This window comes from Nostoc sp. DedQUE08, from assembly GCF_034530895.1.
In the GTDB taxonomy this organism is placed as follows: domain Bacteria; phylum Cyanobacteriota; class Cyanobacteriia; order Cyanobacteriales; family Nostocaceae; genus Nostoc.
The window spans coordinates 1-21,505 of sequence record NZ_JAVRCD010000019.1 but is presented as its reverse complement, the minus strand read 5'-3'; the positions used below and the strand labels follow the sequence as shown (position 1 = coordinate 21,505).

Annotated in this window: 11 protein-coding genes; 1 reads left to right on the top strand and 10 read right to left on the bottom strand. The window is 45.6% G+C overall.

From position 1 onward, the window contains the following. Positions 1 to 860: 860 nt before the first annotated feature. The 6 genes from RMY64_RS14790 to RMY64_RS14765 are packed head-to-tail and all read right to left on the bottom strand — an operon-like array spanning position 861 to position 16,144. Positions 861 to 1,688 carry a DUF928 domain-containing protein gene (locus tag RMY64_RS14790; protein WP_322700404.1) on the bottom strand — a complete coding sequence of 276 codons (828 nt, stop codon included), beginning with the start codon at positions 1,686 to 1,688 and terminating at the stop codon, positions 861 to 863. A 60-nt stretch (positions 1,689 to 1,748) separates the two neighbouring features. After that, positions 1,749 to 5,609, bottom strand: a complete 3,861-nt coding sequence (locus RMY64_RS14785; protein ID WP_322700403.1) for a CHASE2 domain-containing protein — start codon at positions 5,607 to 5,609, stop codon at positions 1,749 to 1,751. Next, positions 5,606 to 6,412, bottom strand: coding sequence for a hypothetical protein (locus tag RMY64_RS14780; protein ID WP_322700402.1), 807 nt, complete (start codon positions 6,410 to 6,412; stop codon positions 5,606 to 5,608). Before RMY64_RS14780 ends, RMY64_RS14785 begins: the two co-directional genes overlap by 4 nt. Before the next feature lie 2 nt (positions 6,413 to 6,414). Next, positions 6,415 to 8,415 (bottom strand): hypothetical protein, encoded by a 2,001-nt coding sequence (locus RMY64_RS14775; protein ID WP_322700401.1) that lies wholly within the window; start codon positions 8,413 to 8,415, stop codon positions 6,415 to 6,417. A gap of 42 nt (positions 8,416 to 8,457) precedes the next feature. Then, on the bottom strand, positions 8,458 to 11,400 hold the full coding sequence (locus RMY64_RS14770; protein ID WP_322700400.1) for a CHAT domain-containing protein: 2,943 nt from the start codon (positions 11,398 to 11,400) through the stop codon (positions 8,458 to 8,460). A gap of 13 nt (positions 11,401 to 11,413) precedes the next feature. Next, on the bottom strand, positions 11,414 to 16,144 hold the full coding sequence (locus RMY64_RS14765) for a filamentous hemagglutinin N-terminal domain-containing protein (RefSeq protein WP_322700399.1): 4,731 nt from the start codon (positions 16,142 to 16,144) through the stop codon (positions 11,414 to 11,416). A 593-nt stretch (positions 16,145 to 16,737) separates the two neighbouring features. Here RMY64_RS14765 and RMY64_RS14760 point away from each other — a divergent pair. Next, positions 16,738 to 18,513, top strand: coding sequence for a ShlB/FhaC/HecB family hemolysin secretion/activation protein (locus RMY64_RS14760; protein WP_322700398.1), 1,776 nt, complete (start codon positions 16,738 to 16,740; stop codon positions 18,511 to 18,513). Between the two features lie 372 nt (positions 18,514 to 18,885). On the opposite strand, the gene RMY64_RS14755 is transcribed toward RMY64_RS14760, so the two are convergent. From RMY64_RS14755 to RMY64_RS14740, 4 genes are all read right to left on the bottom strand, one after another. Continuing rightward, positions 18,886 to 19,650, bottom strand: coding sequence for a hypothetical protein (locus RMY64_RS14755; protein WP_322700397.1), 765 nt, complete (start codon positions 19,648 to 19,650; stop codon positions 18,886 to 18,888). A 2-nt stretch (positions 19,651 to 19,652) separates the two neighbouring features. After that, positions 19,653 to 20,120, bottom strand: coding sequence for a hypothetical protein (locus RMY64_RS14750; RefSeq protein WP_322700396.1), 468 nt, complete (start codon positions 20,118 to 20,120; stop codon positions 19,653 to 19,655). A gap of 3 nt (positions 20,121 to 20,123) precedes the next feature. Then, positions 20,124 to 21,134 (bottom strand): tyrosine-type recombinase/integrase, encoded by a 1,011-nt coding sequence (locus RMY64_RS14745; protein WP_322700395.1) that lies wholly within the window; start codon positions 21,132 to 21,134, stop codon positions 20,124 to 20,126. A gap of 51 nt (positions 21,135 to 21,185) precedes the next feature. Next, positions 21,186 to 21,505 (bottom strand): hypothetical protein (locus RMY64_RS14740; RefSeq protein ID WP_322700394.1); only part of this gene is annotated, 320 nt, incomplete at its 5' end.

Below are 21,505 nucleotides of genomic sequence, written 5' to 3'. Positions count from 1 at the left end.
GGTTTCAAATATTTTGCAGTTGCAAGGATTGAGGAAGCAAAGCAAACCAAACCAAACCTTATCTGTCATCCTTGCAGGCTTTGCTGCTGGCAGCTGTTGAGAGAGAGTACAACCTTGTGTGGAGACAGCCAAAGTAAACTTGATCGTTAATGCAATAATTCAAAAATTACCTTATTGCATGAAAGCGGTAACGCGAATGCGAACTGCGTCTGGTAGAGTTGCCATGCCGGCATGGCCTATCGCTTCAATGAAAGAATAGAACTCAATACTTGTTGCAATTGATGAGGTTAAATTTAAAAAGCCCCGATAAAAGTTCAGGGCTTTGCTTTATATGCGGTTTATTAAATGCCAGCCGAAAATTAAAATTTGTGCCAGCGCCTTTCTATAGAATTAATCATCCCTGAATAGCTTGATTAAAGATAGCGGAGAACTACCCATTTTACCTGTTTTACCTGGGTAGTCATTTAATAAAGTCAAAAGATTTGGATATATTTTTACTCTGCAATGGCTGGCGTACCCGCCATGAACTGGTAGCGTTCGTCGAACGCGAGTGCGTCTCGTAGAGAAGACGTGCCGAAGGCATTGCCTGTCGAACGCGAGTGCGTCTCTGAAAGAGAAGAGAAGGTATCGCTTGCAGGTAAAATTCCTCTGCGGTATGGTATTTGGTTAAAGCAGGGCAGAGATGAGTAGAGAATGAGGAGTGTCCTTTTATAGCCGCCATAACTGGACAGTTGTTGTTCTATATATCTCAATACGGTTCAGTTAAGCAAATTTATCGTATTTACTCAGGTCAACACTATTCCCAAACCTCGCAAATTGGCGAAGGTATTGACAAAGGCTTTAATTGTTTTCGGAGATGTCTATGAGACAGCCAGCGAATCACAGCTTTTTGGAGCATCGTCTAGAATGTTCAATTCAACTGTGTTAACAGAATTGGGAATCTCTGATTTGCTCAGTAGAGCGTTCCAGTCAGATGAATAGGTGCGACGTTTTTTAACCAGCTGAGTCACAGTATCATAAAACACCACACTCTTAATGTCATCAGTCCCTGTGTAAGTATTGTTATGAACAATATAAGCGGGTTCCGGAACTCTGGGGAGTGGGCCTGGAAGAACTCGTTGAATCTGTCCAGTTACCTCAGGGTTTCTGGACGGCTTTTGAAAATCACACAAAATCGAGAAATACCAACTATATTGTTTGCCAACTTCCAGGGCTTTTTCTTTGCTTGGCAGTGTCAATCCGGCAATGATACCTGGATTTTTAGAAACCTGAGATTTTTCTGAAGCCTGAGGAACTTCGGCATAAATAGGGGCTTGAACAAGATGCCTGTTTTCATCTAACAGCACAAATTTTGCTGATTTTATTGAAGAGTCGTAAGGAGGAAGATAAAACCAAAATGTTGGATAACCCTCAACCGTTTCTCCCACTTTTTCTGTAGATATGGGGTCTGATTTCAGCTTTGTATCAGGCGCAAGGGCAATTAAAGATGCAAGCTCTTCGGCAGCGCAGGGTCCCCGCCTGACCCCGCCTTTACTCATGAAACTACTCTTCTTGCTGTAGGAACAGAAAATAATAAAGAAACAATCTGCCGCCTGTACCGGTGGAACCCACATTGCGAAACTGCTAAGAAAAAAAGTGAGGGTATAAATAACAATACTAATCCAGGAGAGTAATTTAGTAAGAATCATAATGGTCTGTTGTTAATTAGTAAGGTTACAGAAAACATTTGCAAGGCTGCTCACACTCATTCAGCCTGGACTTTTAGCAACATTTATCTTTCTTCTAGAACCGCCTTGTCGAAGTCTAAATGTCTTGAAAGCTACAACTCCAGCCGTGCCGACTAGAGCGAAAATATTTGGTACAAGAGGTATCCAGCCACTTTGATAGGCAAAGATGACATAGCAGATGCCTACCAAGCTTGTGAGAGAGGCTGCACCCATCACCCATTGCATAGGTTGTCGAAATCGCCAAACAATTAGCCCACCCACTGGAGACCAGACACCGATCCAAAGCACGTCAGCCCAAACAGGCCACCACCAAATTAATGGGCGTTTATCTAATACTGCGCTGACAATCTGGCTGACCATTTGCGCCTGAACGATCAGTCCGGCTAATGGGCCGTAAGGCGTAGGTACATAGTCTGCACTAACCTCGCTATCAGCACCAATGATGACAATCCTATCCTTAACCTTTTGCTCAGAATTTTTGTCATCTAAGCGCAGAAAGTCTTCAAGACTGATTTTTTCACCGAAATTCTTAGGAGTTCCCTCAGAAGAGCGATAATTGAGTAATAGCTGGGCTGTATTAGGTTCAGATAGATTCCCTTGATATCCTCCAGCAAGACCTTTGAGTCGTTTTATATAAGTCTTGCCAAATTGTAAATCACTAGCATATTTTCCTTGCAATGTCGTCAAAGGTTGGTATGGTTTAGCTTTTTCTTCTACCTCCAAATAGCGAAGGGCGATCGCAAAGTTAAAAGAATGTTCGGTAGGACAAAATTTCTCCTCTATGACTGGATTGAGTAAAGGTTGACGGCGCGTAACATCACTGTCTATAAAATTGCTAAAGCCCACGCGCTCTGAAATTTTGTCTCTTATTTCTACAGGATATCTTTGACCAATCTGGTTATTAGTGCCTTCCGGTGATGTACATATACCAACTAAATACTTGTTCTCCCCCAAGAGAACAGCTAATTCCTTTGTTCTAGCGGGGAAATCCCGCAACAAATCTAACCCGATAACGCGGGGTTGATTCTTCTGCAACTTCTTCAAGAGCCTTTCGAGAGATGGATCTTTCAGAACACTGCTTTGTCCTTCCTCCTTACGGTTGCCTTGTTCCCGAATATCATTATCATTGACTGCAATAATCAAGAATCGTTTATCCTGCCCTTCGCTGGGTTTAAGCCGCATCATTTGATCGTAAGCAGCCAATTCTAGAGGCTGCATAATTCCCAGAATACGTACCACTGCAACTACTGCTGCCATTGCAAAACTTGTTTTTAGTACAGTAGGAAGCTTCAGTTGACGGCGGGGTAACTCTTGACTGGCTTGAATAAACGCTTTTTCATCCTGGCTGAAGGCATCGGGAGCCTCCTGTAGATAGGCTATAGCTGTTTGCAATAGCCCACCGCGCAACAATTCCCCGTCATCCTGACTTTCTTGCCATCGTTTAATCGTGGATCGGAGCTGCTGTTGAAGTTTGAGGCGAGGTCTGCTTTCGGTTAACCAGCTCTGTAACAGTGGCCAGTGGAGGATGAGGGCTTCATGGGCAACCTCTACTTCATCGCCCTTTGCGATCACTAATCGGGCATTGGCTAATTTTGCCACCAGGTTTCTGGTTTGATTCAGGTTACTACTTTCTGTTACCAGTTGATTGCGTGTAGCTCGCCTGCGTGTATCCTTAGGTTGATCCTCCCGATTCGACGGGTCAAAATCCTCATCGACACGGGTTAACTGCTCGAAGACGTGCCTGACTTGTTGTTGTTCATTCGGTGTCAGGTTCTTGTAGAACTCGTTAGCAGTGGTGGCGATCGCCTGCTGCACTCCCCCAATCGCATTGTATTCGTCGTAGCACAACCATCGTCCCCGCCGCCGCTTCCATAGCTCCTGCAAAGCATATTGCAGCAACGGCATCGCACCAGGTTCACCCTCGACATCAGCTAAAATAGCATTACTCAAGCCCGTTTCAAACTCCAGCAGCACCTCGTCTGCCTGCATTTTCATCGCTTTACCCAATTCAGCTGATTCCATCGGGCCAATCAATTTTTGCCGCTGTTCGATCCGCTGACTTAATTTGCGGAAACGAGTACACTCACCCAAAAAATCTGTCCGTAGGGTAATAATGACTTTTTGCTGTTGAGCCAGATCCAATAAGCGATCGATGAAAGAATTTCGCTTGTCTTCATCGGTACAGAGGGTAAACAGTTCCTCAAATTGATCGACCACGAACACGGCAGATTCCTCACCTACTACACTGGATCGGCTGGCTTCTAGCTGATCCAGGGGTTCGCTGGTTGGCGTCAGATAGGCTAACTTTAAGGCTGGCTCTTGCTGCTGGAGTTGCGGAATTAACCCGGCTAACACGGCTGAAGATTTACCACTACCTGAAGGGCCTAACACAGCTAAGAAATTGTCTTTAACTAGTTCCTTTTGGAGCGATTTAATCAGCTCATCCCGGCCAAAGAAAAACTTGTGATATTCTACTCCAGCAAAGGAGGATAAGCCTGGAAAAGGACATTCAGCCTTGTATGCAGGGGGTTCTTTACCTAGGGCAGCTAAGGCATCAAAGCTAATTTCCAGCACCTGCTCGCAGAGATAGTTGAGTTCCTTTAGTGCCTGCTTACGTTTATCCAGACCACTGCTAGATTCGGCTCCCCGAAAAGTTTTCAGAGTTTCCTTCTGTAGATTGAAACTCTCTTTCAGCTTTGTGGCTTGGGGAGCACGAGCGTCAATTAGCTTTTGAAACTCTGCGATGGCAAACTCGATCTCTGCATCGGTCAGTTCTCGACCTTCCAAGCGATCGCTGAACAAGGGCCGTTCCCCCAGGCGGCTGAACAAGGCTGGAACCACAATATCACGGCGACTTCCCAGACCGGCTGTTGCCTCCTGTAGTGCCAAATCTACTTCACCTGACTCTCTCAGCCGCTGATAAAAACGCTGTCCTAGGGCCAAGGCGGTTTCAATACTGACCTTACGGGTCATCGCAACCACAGCAGGCATAGCTAAGTCTCGCACCAATCGCTGGGCTAATCCTCCTAAGGCTCGTTCTGCTCTAGGATCAGCACTCTCGCAAGTAGAGAGAAAGGTCAAGTGAGGGAGTCCATTTTTCCCGCCGATTTGACCTAGCCGTTTCAGTAAATCTTTCCCATATACTAGCTCTACTTGATTTTTGTCAGTTGCCCAGTAGAGACCAGTATCACCCTCGCCATCTGTCATCAGTCTGCCGTGGCAGACAATATGGAGCAGGGTGTAAGGTTGTTGAGCGTTGGTTAATTGTTCACAGAGTTGGTCAAGTGTGGGCGCACCGATTGCCCCATCAACCTTATTAGCCAGCACATCGCAAGGAATTTCTCCCAACGCCGATCTCACAGCTGCTACAGTTGTCTCGATATTGAAAGGGGCTAATTTGAATTGCTCTGAATTTTCTGGTGAAGCCACCAGTATCAGCGCCCGCAGATCGCGCCGCGCGATGGGGGGAAAGCGGCGATCCAGACTCGTTGGAATATATTGGGAAAAGGGCAATCTTTGATCAAGGGCTAAGTGATTCCAAGCACCAGACTGAATGGGGACGCAGAGCCTTTCCCAATGCAGGGTTCTCAACGGATCTTTTTTGTCTACTTCAATTGAGAGCAAAACTCTGAGACAATCTGGAGTCTTACTACGAGATGTGATTAAGGCATCCCGGACTTCTTCTTTAAACAGCCGCTTGCCCAAGAGTGTGCCATATTCTTCTGCTTCGTCTTGTAGCTCAATTAACTGATTAAACTCATCCACACTGAACCGAAAAGTGCCTTCTGCGTGGATGGTTAGCCCATCTACAGATCTAAATTTGGTAACAACAGGCCAGGCATCTTCAAACTTTCTCTGGATGGCAATCTCAAATGTGCTCATGAGTCAACCTTCCTTAATTGAGTCATTATCCGATTGATAAATTGCCATGCCACGGGAAGTACCAAGATCAGCCCACCTGGCACACTGACAAGGACAGACAATTTGAGCGCGGTTTGAACTGCGATGTGGAAAATTTGCAATAAAGCATCTCTGGAAGCCAAAGCTAGAGACAATGTGCGTTGATGTAGGCTGACCTGTGTGGCACTCAATCCCGTTTGCCAGATGCTAGCAACATTTGTTAACCAACCAACCGAAGTTTGCGCCAGGGTTTGACCTTCCACTTGGGTTTCTATCCAGGCATAATGGGCGACTACCTGCAACAATCGTTCTATGAAGGGTTGGAACTGCTCAAATGTCCGATGTGGAAACGCAGCAATCTCTTCCCCAATTCCAAAACTGGTGGGCATATCTGGTTTTTGAATCGCTTGCAGAGATGCCAACAGTTCACGTTCTGGCTGTGGTTGTGCCTCGTCAACTGAGACCAGATCGAAAGCTAGATCAGGCTCAGAAGCGATAGTGTGAATTAGCCGATGCACCCGATCAATCGCTGTTACTAGTGCTTTCTGGGATTGGCTGAGTATCTCTTCGCTATGGGTTAGGTGTAAGGTTGCCTTGCTTAGATCCGAGGGAAAATTGGCTCGCCATAAAGGGGCATTTATAACCGTCTCGGAATTCAATGTAAAATTAACGGCTGCATCTGTTGTTCCAGGATTAGTTGCCCACAAGCCGATCACATCTGGGATGGTTTCTGCTAGGGTTGGATCAAAGAGTTCAAAAATAGGTGATTGTCGGCTCCAATTCACAATTACACCACCTTAAACACTTTCAGCAGGTCAGTTACGGTGGAAACCGTTATCTTGAGTAGTTCTGTTCGATGGGTTCGAGCTTGGCTAACAGCTTCTTGGTGGATTTTCCCCAGAGTTTCATCCAGCTTGCCCTCCTTTTCTTGTAAGCAGACAAAGGTATCTCCATTGAGATTAATGCGGGTCAGTGCTTGGAGTTTTGCTGTTCCCTCAAATTGTTTAGACGATGGGTTGTAATGTACACCACTGAGATCATCGCTAGTGTAGGTGGACACCTCCAAGCTGGAAGTTTCATCGATCGCCTTCTGTAAGGATTTACTCAGTTGGTCAGAGAACTGTTGCAGTGCATCCATCAATCGCTGCTGGGTTTGCTTCAAGGCAGGGGCATCAAATAAGCCGTAATCTTGTACTGTAGACTCGGTTATCGTTACCTTTTCGATCATGCTCACAGACTCCTTTGCTAAAGCTTCTGGGGATAGTGCTGCCGGTAGGAACACTGGTTCAATGGTGGGACGTTCAAAAGCGTTAAAGGGTTGATTTCCCACCACCAAGCGCACTGCGGGATCGCCAATGACGGCATAGCTGCGGGCATCATTATTAGCTGTCCACATCCCTGCCAAGCTCAAAGCATCGGTATCCTTACCAAACTTAATCTCTTCCAGCTCGGCACTCAGATCGGAGGAAAGCTCGGCATAGCGCTCGTTAAAATATTCTACCGCCGACCCCACCGGATGTCCTTCGAGTAAGCGCTTTAATGTACTTTGGAAAACGCTCAATTGTCGGCGCGATTGTTCAGAACTGCGAATGTCTGGCCAGGAAAAAGAGTAACCCCAGGCTCGTTCCACATGGCCAATCACCGCCAGTGCGCCGCCTTGGGGATGACTGAGTAATCGTTGGGGCAGCCGGGCAACAAACGCTTGGGGAGCGATCGCCGATCGTCCGGTACTGTTTCCTCCAGCTAGGTTGCTTCGATGGGCAAAGTCATCCAGTTTGGGCGTGCCTGCCCCGTAACAAGCGAAGTGAAAGGCAATTAAACCGAGCAATCGCGCTTCGTCACCGACATCACTTGCACTGAAGTAGAAGTCTTCTGGAATTGCACTGCGCCACTGGGAACCTGGCCAATCCTGACAAAGCAATGCGCCCTGATGCGGGGCTTGGCGAATATCTCCGTTAGGAAACCCCATCCCATGACTGGCGGTAAACAGTAATCCTGGGGTAGCATTCCCGCCTAGTAATTCACCTAAGCGGGCTTTAGTAGCTTCTTCTCTCAGTATTGACTGCACTTCCCAGCCTGGTTGCTCTTGAGCGATCCATTCGGCTAGGGGTTGAACCAGATGAGCAGCACTCAGTTGTGTGGCTTTATCTTCGTGATTGCAGACACCGAAGAAACTGGCGCGACGCGGCAGTGAAAAGTAACCCGTTTCCGCTTTTACGACACTACGAGCATACTGGGCATACTCCTGGGGTTTGTCGAAGCAAATTCGACCTACGGCATATTGTACATCAAGTTGATACTGAAAGCGATAGGGAATGGTTTCGGGATCGCCCACGATCAGTAGATAATAGGGCATTTTGTCCGGATCGGCCGGCCCTGGTCCGACGCCATACCGGGCTAAAAACTGATTTTTTGATTCACCGGGACGATAGAGGTATTCCTGGTAGTATTTCTCGTTATTCTGGGTTGCTTGCGTTTGCCGATGCTCTAATAATTCCCGTAGCGCTTCCTTAATGGCTGGATTCGGCCCTTTTGCCTCTGGGTCAAAGGCAAAGATTACCCCCCAGCCGGTTTCTGCCAAATTTTTGGGATCAACGCCCTCAATCGGGGCAAAGTCTGGTTCCAAACCTTTAACATGACGATCTTTACGCTGGAGTTCTCTCAAGTGTGCTGGGTCAAATTCTTCACCCTGAGCAATTTGAGCGACCTGCTCAGGACTCAGCGCTGGGAGGAGATACTCACCAGTAGCACCATCGATACCATTGAAATAGAGATGTTCTTCGAGCATTCGCGTCCTCCATTAGTCATTTTAGATGGGGCTAAACATCAGCTAGAGCCAGTTTCCAATGAGCAGGAAGGGTGCCCAGTAACGGGGGTGCGTATAGGGGCCATCCTGTGCTTGTAATAATGCCAGTTGGGCTTGACGCAGGGCTTCCGCGCGGCTTGTCTGGGTTTTAGTGATGGCCTTGTAGAAGTTTTTGATAAACGTTTGACTGGATTCGTCATCCAAGCTCCAGAGAGAAGCGATCGCACTCCGCGCACCAGCTTTAACAGCCGTTCCGGCAATCCCCAGGGTGGCGCGATCGTCACCGGAAGCGGTTTCACAAGCACTCAAGATCAGCAGTTCAATGGCATCGGCTCGGTTGAGTTCTCGAGTGCGGAACATTGCATCAAAATCTTTTAACCGGACTTTGCCATCGGAAAGAAAGCTGCTGTCTTTGGTTGAGTTGCTACTTGCGGTTAAGATGAAGGTGTCCTCAGGGTTGGAGCTAAACTGTCCGTGGGTCGCGAGGTGAACAATTTGAAAGGGAGAATCATTGAATTTTTGGTTGAACAAATTGCGGGTAAATTTTTCATCCTGAATCAGAGTCGCTGTGACTCCCGTCGCGTTTTTGATCGCATCCAGCTCTTCCTTTACGTAGCTCAATTTGGCAAACTTAAACTTGTCCTCACGTTGATTCGGAGGATCGGTAAGGCTAGCTGCCAATACTTTTAAGCCGTCCTTCGGGAGTGGGTGAGGGTTACTCAAATCCAATCCCAAAGCAACCGAAACCGCATATTTCTCAATCAGATAATGCTCTCCGTCATAAAGCGCAGTCATCGGGATATTACGGAATGGCCCATCCAGAACAAAGACAATCGTTTTAATCTGTGCGCTTTCTAACTGTTTCTGGGCAGGCTCAATGAGCCATTTGTAAATCTTCTGCCCGTTCTCTTTGATGGTATCAAAGGTATAAGACTCTTGCAAATCGCGCTGAAATTGGGCGATCGTAGCCTTAGCGGTTGCTTCAGGTAAATCGGTTCGATAGTGAAACAGGTTTTTACCGGGTAGCCTGACGATCACCTCAATGCGATCGCGAAAAATGATCGGAGAGAGGGTCGCGGTATGTGAATCGGGCTCATCTGTAATCTTGTCAATCTGTTGCAAGCTTGCTTCGGCACAGGGTTGCTGAAGGAAGTTTTGCAATTCGGTCACTTGCAGCGATCGCATAACCTCACGTGCTTTTTGCAGATTCGCATCATCTGCCTCTTTTGTCTCTTGGAGTTCTTTTGCTCCCGCAATTTTAGGTTGCAGCAGTAAATCGGCAAATTCCCGATAGGCTCGTTCTACCGGATGTTCTTCAAATGAGAATTTTATATCTGTGTTATCGAATGCCAAATCTGTTCTGAGCAATTGCAGGGTGTTGTAGGCTTCGTTGTAGTTCTTAATTGCCTGCTCTGGATTGTTTGTCCGTTCGAGACGACCTAATTGCCAAAACCAGCGATAGGCAATTTCGGGAGCATTAATCGTTTTGGCCAGGTTCAGCGCTTTAGTGGTGAGGCTCAACGCCTGGTTTGTCAGCTTGAGAGCATCATTGCTCTGCTGCTGTTGGGCATAGGCTTGACCCAAATAACCTAACGCATAGGATTCCCCTGTCCGATCGCGTAGTGTTCGGGCTTGTTTGACTGCAACTTCTAGAAGTTGAGCGGCTTGATTGCTGGCTTTGCTGTCTTTGAGTTTTGATGGCATCTGGTCTAGCCGCAGCAGATTGTATGCTAGTTGAATTTGTGCATAAAGGCCTATCCGACTAAGCGGCAGGCGATCGAGTTGCCCTTGAATTTGGGCTGCGATCGCCAAAACTTGCTGCGTTTGTTGGGTATTATCGGCATTAATCGGTTCATCATCAGACTGAGTAGCCAACAGCAGACTTTGTTGATTGGATAGGGCCTGAATTTTGCTAATTGGGGAGTCAGTATCTTGAGCCGCCCGCCGATAATATTCCAACGCCTGGCTTCGGTATGCTAGCACTTCCGGCTGAGGACATGGATTGGGTTGTAGCCGTTTTTGCTGTTGATAAATGGCGCGGTAGGTATTGCCTAGACTAATCTGGGCTTTGGTGATATCAACAGGAGACTGCAATTTTTGAGCCAGTTTTAACCCTTCCTCTAACACGGCTGCGGAGTTTTGAGATTGCTGCGACGTTTGGGGCTTTGCCGATTGATCTGCCTGTAAGCGCCCGATTAATCCCAAACTTTCGCCATAGTTGAGCAGAATGGCGAGCTGGAGGGGTTCCTCTGCTGATGGCAGTTTTTCATACAGTGACCCCAGCAGATTATTCGCTCGTTTGTAGAGACCGAGGGTTACTAATGCTTGGGACTGGTTGATTTGACTACGGAGGACACCGACTCGATCGCCTGCCTGTTGAAAAGCATTAGCGGCGAGTTGCCAGCTAGCGAAGGCATCTGATGCCTGCCCTTGGTCTAGTTGCAAGCTTCCCTGAATGGTTTGGGCTTCTGCCAAAATATGTAGCCGTTCGCCTGTCGCTCCTTGGATAGGTTGTTTCAGCAGTTGCAGACTTTGAGCGATCGCCGGATTGGCTTTGTCCCATATTCCTAGTTGCTGGTATGCCTGAGCCAGGTAGCTCAAGGTCATGGCTTGATGTAGGCGATCGCCCTCGGCGGCAAAGGCATCTGCTGCTTGTTGCCAAAGGGTGACTGCCTGTTCCAGTTGCCCTTTCTGGTAATTGGTTTTACCTTGCTGCACTAGGTCAAGGGCGGAGCTGGTTGACTGACTGGCTTGAGCGGGGAGATTACTTTGCGTTGATAAAGCGAGATCCCTGCTCCCCTGAAATAGAGGGGGAGCGAAATCAGGTGGATTGCGATCGGATAGAATTTGCTGTGCATTACTAGGAATGGAAATGAGGTTCAAAACCAGAATCAATAGAGTTGTACCTATTCCTAAACCCAAGAATCGTAATAAACGTTTCATCTGCCGTAAAAGCGGTAATTGCATGGTTAATTCCTTTTTAGGGCTTCAGGAGGCTGGAATTGGCTGGACAGGTGATGGGGTTCTGCTGGAGGTTTGATACAGTCGGGTTTGTGGATTGGGCAACTAGGCGAATCTTGCCATTAGGGGCAACAATCCATCCTTGGGCTTCGATGATGGGGTGGGGTGAGGTGCGGGGGGTGGTAGTAGCAGAGGTAGCAGGGCTGTTGGCGAGATTATTTGTGACTGTGGGGCTGCCTAGTTCGGTGAGGACGCGGGAACTGCGGAAGACATCTTCTGGACTGGCGGGGATGCCACTACGACCTGTAACTATAAATTTATTTTCATTCAAGGTAAACCGTTTACCAGTGGCACAACCCTGAGCGATGAGTTTTGAAGTGTCGGTTGGTACTAGGTTGAGTTCTCCCAGTCCCTGAGTGACATCTAGATCGAGTTCGTTAACACTGACGACACCATTCGATGTGGGATCGGTTTGCGAGATGGCAGTAATGTCATTTGTAAACAAATTATTGGGTGATAGTTGAGTAGGATCATTAGTCTCCAAACGCCGCGCTAAGTCATCTCGACTAAGGATATCAATCCAATACAAGTTGGTTGCATTAATTTCCACCACTCCACCACTACCACCGAAAGCATTTGCAAAAATATCATTATTTTCTCGTGGGGCAGAAACGATAAATGTGCTGTCAATTTTGATGTCTCCACCATTGCCACCACCAGATCCCTCTGTACCTGAACTGGTAGAAATCCTACTGCCGCGACGTAGCAGCACAATACCGGGATCAATTGTGATGTTGCCCCCATTACCGTTTCTGCTAGTAGCAGTCACAAAAGAATTGTCAAGAGTGATGCGATCGCGGGCATTAATGAAGATACTCCCTGCCTCAATTTTCTTATCTGTATTAATATTTGTGGAATCAACAGACTCATTGGTTGTAATTTTAGAGTTATTCAGCAGCTTAAAAGAACTTAACGAGCCTTGGATAACCGATTTTCTATCAATATTTAGCGTAAAAAAACTTAACGAGTCCTCTTGGGTAGTAATTGATTCTCGATTAAGATTCAATTCGGTTCCAATCAAAATTTGTCCCTTATTACCTTGGCTAGAGACTTCGCTGTTATCTTGAATCAAAACCTGATCGCGGGCATTAATGAAGATACCCCCTGCCCCAATTTGAGGATCTATATTAGGCTTTTTTGTAGGATCAGGAGAGTCATTAGTTGTAATTTTAGAGTTATTCAGCAGCTTAAAAGAACTTAACGAGCTTTCTTGGAATCGAATTGATTCTCCATCATCAACATTGAGTTCAGTTCCAATAAAAATCCCTCCCAAATTACCTTTGCTGGAGACTTCGCTTCCATTTTCGATCAAAACTTGATCGCGCGCATTAATAAAGATACCCCCTGCCTCGATGTCAGGATTTTTATTAAGCGTGGAATCAGGAGAGTCATTGGTTGTAACTTTAGAGTTATTCAGGGTAAAAGAACGTAGCGAACCTTGGGTAATTGAACTATCATTCAATTCGGTTCCAATGAAAATTATTCCATTATTACCCTTGCTGGAGACTTCGCTGTTATCTTGGATTAAGACTTGATCGCGGGCATTAATGAAGATATTCCCTGCCTGAATTTGAGGAGCTATATTAGGCTTTGTAGGATCAGGAGAGTCATTGGTTATAATTTTAGAGTTATTCAGCAGTTTAAAAGAATTTAGTGAACCTTGGGTAATTGCACTATCATTCAATTCGGTTCCAATTAAAATTATTCCTTGATTACCCTGACTGGAGACTTCGCTTACATTTTCAATCAAAACCTGATCGCGGGCATTAATGAAGATACCCCCTGCATTACCATTACCCGAATTAGTTGTTGTAATTTCAGAGCTATTCAGTGTAAAAGAACTTAACGAGCCTCCGGTAGTTGATTCATCAGAATTCACATTGGCTCCAATAAAAATCCCTCCAGAATTACCCTGGCTAGAGACTTCGCTTTTACCTTGGATCAAGACTTGATCGCGGGCATTAATGAAGATACCCCCTGCATTACCACTACCCAAATTACTTGTTGTAATTTTAGAGTTGTTATTCAGCGTAAAAGAACGTAGCGAACCTTGGGTAATTGAACTATCAAAATTCAATTCTGTTCCAATTAAAATAGCACCAGCATTACCGATTACTCCTTTTCCTACATTACTAAGGGCAAAACCCTTGTCAAAGGTGACAGAATTGTCAGCAACAATCGTTATTCCTCCAGCATTACCCCGTCCAGCAGGAAGACCTAAATTTTCATCTTCTCCACGAACCAGGGTTTGCAGTTGAGCGCCACCTTTTACCGTTAGTGTTCCGGTTTTGATGCCTATAATACCAGCATCACCAGTTACGCCTTTTTCAATAGTGCTAAAGGCAGAACCACCGTCAAAGGTAACAGCATTATCAGCAACAATCTTTATTAACCCGGCATTACCCTTTCCACGAACTATAGTTTGCAGTTCCGATCTACTCTTTACATCCAGTGTTCCGGTACTAATGTTAATAGCACCAGGGATCTTCGACACCCCTCCTGCTTCTGTTGAACTGAGGATTAGGCTTCCCCTTTCGAGAGTTACAGTAGTACCCTTATCAGTAGTTGAAAAGGGCAAAATACTTATGCTTCCGGGATTGCCAATACCAGCACTGTTGGAACTAAGCACAGCCTTATTTAGAGAAACAGAGCCAGCACCAGCACTGTTAGTGAGGTTAATAGTAATGTCTCCAGCTTTCCCTGATGCTCCATTTAACCCAGTTGTGCCAGTTTGCATTTCAGTGGAAATTGCTGCATCCGTCATCAAAAGCGAATTAGTGGTGATATTAACATCACCACCGTTCCCCTTTGTGGGAACGGTATCTCCCGTTGGGGGACTTTGCACAACACTTTGTATGGCACGACGATTTAAATTGTCATTAGTTAATTTTATTGATTGTGCTGTGATATTAATTGCACCTGCATTTCCATTGTTGGTAGTACTGTTATCTATAAAACCGCCATTACTAACCTCAAGGGCACCAGTTTCAATATTAATGGTTCTAGCATTTCCAGTTCCAAAAGTTTTAGCAGCGATTCCTGCATCACCGCCATTTTTATTTCCTAGATCATTTTTACCAGTTATTTTTAATGATCCACCAGAAATAGTAATCTTGATATTTCCTCCTGTGCCTAAATCACTTGCTCTGCTAGGTGCTCCCGCTCCATTACCTACTGTGCTAAAGATTCCAGTGATTCCCCCTTTTCCATCTGTCGGACCCTCGATTGTCATGTTTTTGGCAGTAACAATAATGTCTCCAGCTATTGTGTTTTCACTGGTAGACTGTTGGAGGAAGGTATTAACTTGTCCTCCATTTTTTAGAGATAGTAAAGAATCTGCGCTGATCGTAATGTCACCACCTTTTTTTCCATTGGGTGCTAACAGATAAACCACAGATTGAGAGTTTTCAGAATTATTCCTATCAATAGAAATATTGTCTGCTTTAAGAGTTAAATTGTTGGGAGTTGTAGTAGAAACTTGAGCTTTAACATCAATATTATTAGTCGCTTGCAACGTAAGGGAGCTATTAGCTAGGAGAGTGGCAATTACATCTGCCCCAATCGTCTGATCGCCAGGGTCTTCCGTAAAACTCCATATCCCATCCGCAGCATTGGGTGGATTAGGGCCAGTACCAGGAACTATCGTGATATTAGTTGGGTCGAGCAGCAATGTTCCAGTTTTACCAACAATTGCTGAAGTATCCACAAATCCCTGAAAGCTGAGATTTTTTGCTCCGCTAACCTCTACAAATCCACCATCCCCAGCCTGAGTTCCTCCATTGGCACGAATATTTCCATAAAAGCGAGTTGTGCCATCAGCCCAGACAATTACCTTGCCACCATTCCCATCAGTTTTGGCATTTGCATTAATGGCTGCATTGGGACTGACATAAGTTTGAGCCGCATTCGGAACCGTCCCCTGTCCTTTATAGTCGCCACCAATCAACACCGTTCCCCCTGCTGTAGGGCTAGACACATCCACAAGGGCATTCTCTAACAGGGCAACGCGATCGCCCAATACCTGCACTGTTCCTGCCGGTGCTGTCAGCGTCCCCGTACTCGTCGTAGTCCCACCCAATAGCGTCAGGTTCTGCCCCTGTGTCACTGCTAAATTACCGGCATTCGTAATCGTTGATCCCGATGGTCTCGCCCCAAACTGCACCCCTGGCACTAAATTCACTGCCAACAACGACGGAGCCTGGGGATTTATCGCGCTATACTCACTACCATCAGGAAACTGAAAACTACCCGCCGTTGTCCCCACAAAGGAACCGCCAATATTCAGACTGGCATTGGGGCCAAACACAATCCCATTCGGGTTGAGCAGATACAGATTAGCAATGCCATTCGCTCTAATCAAGCCATCAATATTCGACATTGACGAGCCAGTAACCCGCGTCAGGATATTTTGAATCTGAGCGGCATTGTTAAAATAGGCTTCCCCACCCGTGAGGATAGAAAACTCGCGGAAACTGTGAAACAGGTTTGCCCCCCTCACCGTACCGCCATTAATTACCGTGCAGCCAGCACAGCTTCCTGGTGACACCTGCGAGTTTACCGGTAGCGTGTTGTCAGGCACAATCTGCGCCTGCACTGGACTAAGGCTGGTCAGAAATGCGATGGACAAAACCCCGCTGTAGGCGATCGCATTGCTGACTGCAAACCAGGTTTTAAGTGTATTTTTTAACATTAACTTTGTTTTTTAATCTGAGATTTTGCAAGACTTTACAGGCTTTGTTTTTTTGAAATAATGCAATTACTGAAATACTTAGTAACCATTCGCAGAGGTCGATCGTTCGTTGAAATGCTAAAGCTGTTGTTTAGCAAGCATTGGAACTGATTTATTATATCTGCTAATAGTACCTACAAAATGTCTACAAAAAAAGTTACAAAACAGTATAGCACCGTTGACTATTTAAAATTAATCGAAGAAAATCTAATCTAGACTGTTTATTGTACTGTTTGCGTGTGATTTCATATCGAATATTTTTCCTTGCACTGTAAACTGTTACGATAATTATTTATTACGTTACTAGTATTTATTCTTCTAAAAAAAATATTCATCGTGTACTAGACAGAATAAATATTGGTGAGAAGCTAAATATCTAGCAATATTTATTAACCCAGCTTTTATCGTATTAATGCTTACAAGTGTGATAAAAATTTACCAGAAAATTTTTCGTAAAGCGCAATTTTTCTGTTTATCTCCCTAGATTTCACTATTTTATGAAATTGGGTTTCGTAAGTATTGCTACAGCACTCCTAAATCAGTATATGTTCCCCATGTTAAATAAATCCCATCTACCCTGGTTCTGTTTGAGTCTGGCAGTGATCGGTAATCTATTTGTAAAACCACTCAACGCCCAAACTATCAATTCTGCTCAAGCTCCCACCCCTACCCTGCCACTCCCACAGGATGTTATCCCCCTTCCCTCTCCAACGCCTCCGACGCTGCCACCTGCGCCCACCTCACCCCAACCGCCCTCTTCAGCCCCAATCCTTCAACCCAGCATCCCAGTTACTCCACCTTCAGCACCTATACCGGGGGATGTTCCCACCACAATTACGGTCAAGCAATTTGAGGTCATCGGCAGTACGGTATTCACACAGCAAGATTTTGACAAGATCACCAAATATTACATCAACCGTCCCATCTCTTTAGCAGAACTGTTTGAGATGCGATCCGAGATTACTAAACTCTATTTAAAAAATGACTACATCACTTCTGGAGCCTATATTCCGCCCCAAGATTTAGAAGGTGGAGTGGTCAAAATTCAAATTAGTGAAGGGGGAGTGGAAGAAATCAAAGTTACGGGAACTCGGCATCTCAATCCAAAGTATGTCCGCAGTCGTGTTGCACTAGCCACAACTAAACCCCTGAATCAAAAGCGTTTGGTAGAAGCCCTCAACCTTCTGCGACTCAAAGATGATCAGTTGATTAAGAATATTTCAGCCGAACTATCTACGGGGACGCAGCCAGGTGAAAGTTTCCTGGAGATCCAAGTGACCGAAGCTCCCAGATGGGAGGCTCAAATCACCCTCGATAACGGACGTACACCCAGTGTGGGAACCTTTCGTCGCCAACTGCAACTGACCAATTTTGACCTCCTGGGCTTGGGCGACAGCCTATTCATGTCCTATACCAATACTGATGGTAGTAATTCTCTCGATACCAGCTATACCATTCCCTTTAATCCCCGTAATGGCACGATTACATTAAGCGGCGGTTTTGCCTTCAGCCATGTAATCGAGAAACCATTTGATATCCTCGATATCGACTCCAATTCCAATTACATTGAACTAACGGTGCGTCAACCGATTATTCGAACCACTACTCAAGAGTTTGCTCTCGGATTGACAGGCAGCTATCGCGAGAGTGGAGCAACACTACTCGGAGGCGATATCCCATTCCCATCAGCAGGAGCCGATGCTGAGGGAACGACCGACATTACATCTCTGCGATTTTTTCAAGATTACACAATCCAAAACAGTCAACAAGTGCTGGCTTTTCGTTCTCAGTTCAGTTTTGGATTGGGCACTTTAGACACTTTGAATGCTACGCCTAATACTCCTACTCCTGAAGGCAACTTTTTCGTCTGGAGAGGGCAGGCACAATATGTCAGGTTGTTGGCTGAAGATACATTGCTGCTGATGCGAGGAGATATCCAACTGGCAAACAAAGTCCTGGTTCCCTTAGAACAATTTGGACTGGGAGGACAGGAAAGCGTCCGGGGTTATCGCCAAGACCTATCACTTACAGATAGTGGCATCTTTCTGTCTGCTGAAGTTAGAATTCCCATCTTTAGAATTCGTGATTCTAAGATGGTCTTACAACTAACCCCCTTTGTAGACTTTGGTTATGGCTTCAACCAGGAAGGTGCCGTCAATCCTTCTTCAAATGATTTAGTTTCGGTTGGTTCAGGGTTGCTGTTAAACATGAGCGATCGCCTCACGGCTCGATTTGATTGGGGTATACCCCTAATTAGCGTCTCTGGAGATAAACAAACGTTGCAAGAGCAGGGGTTCTATTTTTCCGTGGTCTACAGACAGCCATTCTAATGAAACTTGTGTAGGAATAACTTTCTTTCAAGAAACACATTCGGTGGAGTGAGAAATAGGAATAAGTTTTAAACCAAGAGCCTGAGCTTTTTGCTGGAGATGTTCAATACGGTTCGGTTAAGGCAAAAACCAGATAGACTGAGGGTTATCACCCAAATCTACTGAGATTGAATGGAATGGCACTAAGAAAAGCTCTAAGCTATGCGGGATAGGCACTACAGATTTTAAAGCTATTGAACAGTGAAGGTTCAGAGATGGGATAGGCGATTGATCGAATGGCACTAAGAAAAGCGTAAATCCCTGGTATTACTGGCTTTTGGGTGCGGGGTGTAGGGAATTACGAAGATGTTGAACTTTTTGACGCATTCGCATTCAATTTTCTGGAACATCACACCTACCCCCAACACCCTGCCCCGACGACGTTTCACCTTTTTTTTGTGCCATTCCCTCAAGGATGTTGCTGGTCATTGTTTCTGAGTTTTTCACCCAGACATTATGGTTGTGATAAAAATCACCACGCTGTTCTAGTGTAAACCCACCCAGCAATAATCCCAACCATACTTCTACCATCGGCATTTGCAACACACGTTGCAGTTTAACTAAAGAAATCTCATCTTTGACATTTATCAGGTAGTTAGCGATCGCACTTTGCCATTTTTCCACATCCTCATCTGATGCCAAATTGCGGACATCTTCTAAAGTTGTCACCTCATCGAGCATTGCCAAAACATTCCCTTTTTCAACAGGTGCTGCTACAGAATCACCCAACTCAGTAGGAGATGAAAATTGGTGTGGACCGTGTGGTCTAAAGGTTTGTGGTGTTTGCGGTTCGATCAAATCATCTAAATCTAGGTGCATTGTTGTCCGCACTAGACCAGCAAAGAGATCGGTGCTAACAACAGGCCCCAAAAGACTATTGCGGTCGCGGGTATCTTGCAACAGCACTTCGGCACGAGACTTGAGAATATCTGCAATTTGACTGAAGGCAAGCGCTGCGGTTAATAACTGTGCCTCCAGGGGTAATTTTTCTAACTCGGCATCCAAACAATCCCACATAGCATCAAGGGAAGAAGTTGGTGGAGATTCAGACAACTCATCTAATACATCCCAGATGGTTAATTGACGATATGTGGTCATCTTTAAGATTGTGGATGCAAGGGGCAAGGCCGCACTGGGCAGTAACTTGAGGTAATTTCAAACATATCCTTATATTGATATAGTGAAACACTATATTGTCTGGCAAAAGCCTGCAACACCTGATCTGTATAGGCGCGGATCTTGCCAGCCGTTAGCCCAAAACAGTGAATTGGTTCCAGGCGACAAATAGGCTTTTGCCCCAGCCAGAGTTCTGCGCCCAAGGCGTGCAATGGCTTATCCCCTGGTTCTTTATATAGATACAACACAGCAAAATATGTTGCTGGCGGTTCGACGGTGATGGCATCTAGTTGCGCGGAATTATCATCGGTTCGACGACGGTAGAAGGAGCGGCGATTATGGCAAACTTCAGGATTCCAGCATCCATCCCCATTTGTCCCATGCAGCACCTTGGCTTTAGCTGTTGGTATTTTGGAACATAATTGACACTTGGGATCGAGTGGCTTTGGCATACCTTACTCCACTTCCTCTCCGATTGCGCGATAGTAAGCAGCGATCGCAGCTTCTTGTTCGCTGCGAAGGGTATAGCGCCGAAACGCTTTCTCGCTTTGATGTCCTGTTAGTTTTCGTGCATGGCTGGGGTCAACTCCCAATAGCAATAAGTCAGTGGCATAGGTGTGGCGAAAGGAGTGAGGATGTAAATCCTCAATGTGAGCTATTTCACCAATTTTTTCTACAGCAAAGTAAATGCCGTGATAACTTAAGCGTTCACCTTTGTACGAAGCATGGTGTGAAATCATCAGTGGACTAAGGCTGGACAACACCTCTCCTTGCTGTGAGCGCGTAAGCAAATACTGTGCCAAAACTTCCCGACTCTCTTTTCGCAGTGGCACTAAGCGTGGTTCATTGGTTTTGGTGTCCGGTAAAAACAGCAGCTTGCCATCAAATGACCCAACATTTAACTCCACAACTTCTCCAGCCCGGAGTCCATGACTGAGAATGTGAACGAGTGCTGTATCTCGTTGCTTTGTTTCTCCCAACAATTCCAACGCTGACCAAACCTGTTCCATTTCTTCAGGGGTCAAACTTTGCGCTGGTGGCAGTGGCACTTTTTCTAGTTTTATCCCCAGTGTAGGATTAGTAGCAATAATTTCAGGATACGTGTAACACATCCATTTGAAAAAGCTTTTGAGAGCCGCAATTCCGGCATTGATGCTGCTTTTTGAAAGGGGATTACCTGCATCAGTCCGTATTTCATCACGGAGATATTCTTTATATAGCGCAAGATGACGTGGGCGTAGCTCATGATAGTGCAGTTCACTCCAAGCCAAAAACCTTTTGAGTTCGCGTTCGTAGAGTTTGCGGCTGTTGAGTGCGAGATTGTTGCTGCGTAGAAACTCTAGCACCTTTACCCACCGGATATCGGTTGGTGGTCTTCTAGTTTCTCCTGGCTGTGTGAAATGTAGAGCTTCACGATCAAGGGGAATAAGTTTGATCTCAGGTAAAGAATCTGCGCTGTAGTTCATTCAGTTATATGTAAATTATTTAATAAGTATTAAATATAATTTTCTGTTTATCTACTCATCTGGTGGTGAGGTAGTCATGACTTCTACAACGGTATGATCATGACCGAAGCGTGCCTGCTCCCATGTAGAATAACGCTGCATTCTCCCGTGATGAGGCCCACCTAAAACCATTGTTTCAAAAAGCAACGGGGGATCTCCAAAAGTGAGATCGAATCCCGAAAAACTAGTTGAGACTTTGGCATCCCCAACTATAGTTTCGGCGACTAGATGTTGTCCGGAATCTTGTACTGAGTAACCCTTATCTTTTATCCGACATAAACTACGATTGTGCGATTCGTTGCTTAGTGAATCACGGTGCAAGTCCGTACATA

What these genes read in the sequence shown, in the direction of transcription:
- RMY64_RS14765 (WP_322700399.1), bottom strand. Translation starts at nt 16,144, where the DNA reads ATGTTAAAAAATACACTTAAAACCTGGTTTGCAGTCAGCAATGCGATC.
- RMY64_RS14785 (WP_322700403.1), bottom strand. Translation starts at nt 5,609, where the DNA reads ATGAGCACATTTGAGATTGCCATCCAGAGAAAGTTTGAAGATGCCTGG.
- RMY64_RS14775 (WP_322700401.1), bottom strand. Translation starts at nt 8,415, where the DNA reads ATGCTCGAAGAACATCTCTATTTCAATGGTATCGATGGTGCTACTGGT.
- RMY64_RS14750 (WP_322700396.1), bottom strand. Translation starts at nt 20,120, where the DNA reads ATGCCAAAGCCACTCGATCCCAAGTGTCAATTATGTTCCAAAATACCA.
- RMY64_RS14755 (WP_322700397.1), bottom strand. Translation starts at nt 19,650, where the DNA reads ATGACCACATATCGTCAATTAACCATCTGGGATGTATTAGATGAGTTG.
- RMY64_RS14770 (WP_322700400.1), bottom strand. Translation starts at nt 11,400, where the DNA reads ATGCAATTACCGCTTTTACGGCAGATGAAACGTTTATTACGATTCTTG.
- RMY64_RS14790 (WP_322700404.1), bottom strand. Translation starts at nt 1,688, where the DNA reads ATGATTCTTACTAAATTACTCTCCTGGATTAGTATTGTTATTTATACC.
- RMY64_RS14760 (WP_322700398.1), top strand. Translation starts at nt 16,738, where the DNA reads ATGTTAAATAAATCCCATCTACCCTGGTTCTGTTTGAGTCTGGCAGTG.
- RMY64_RS14745 (WP_322700395.1), bottom strand. Translation starts at nt 21,134, where the DNA reads ATGAACTACAGCGCAGATTCTTTACCTGAGATCAAACTTATTCCCCTT.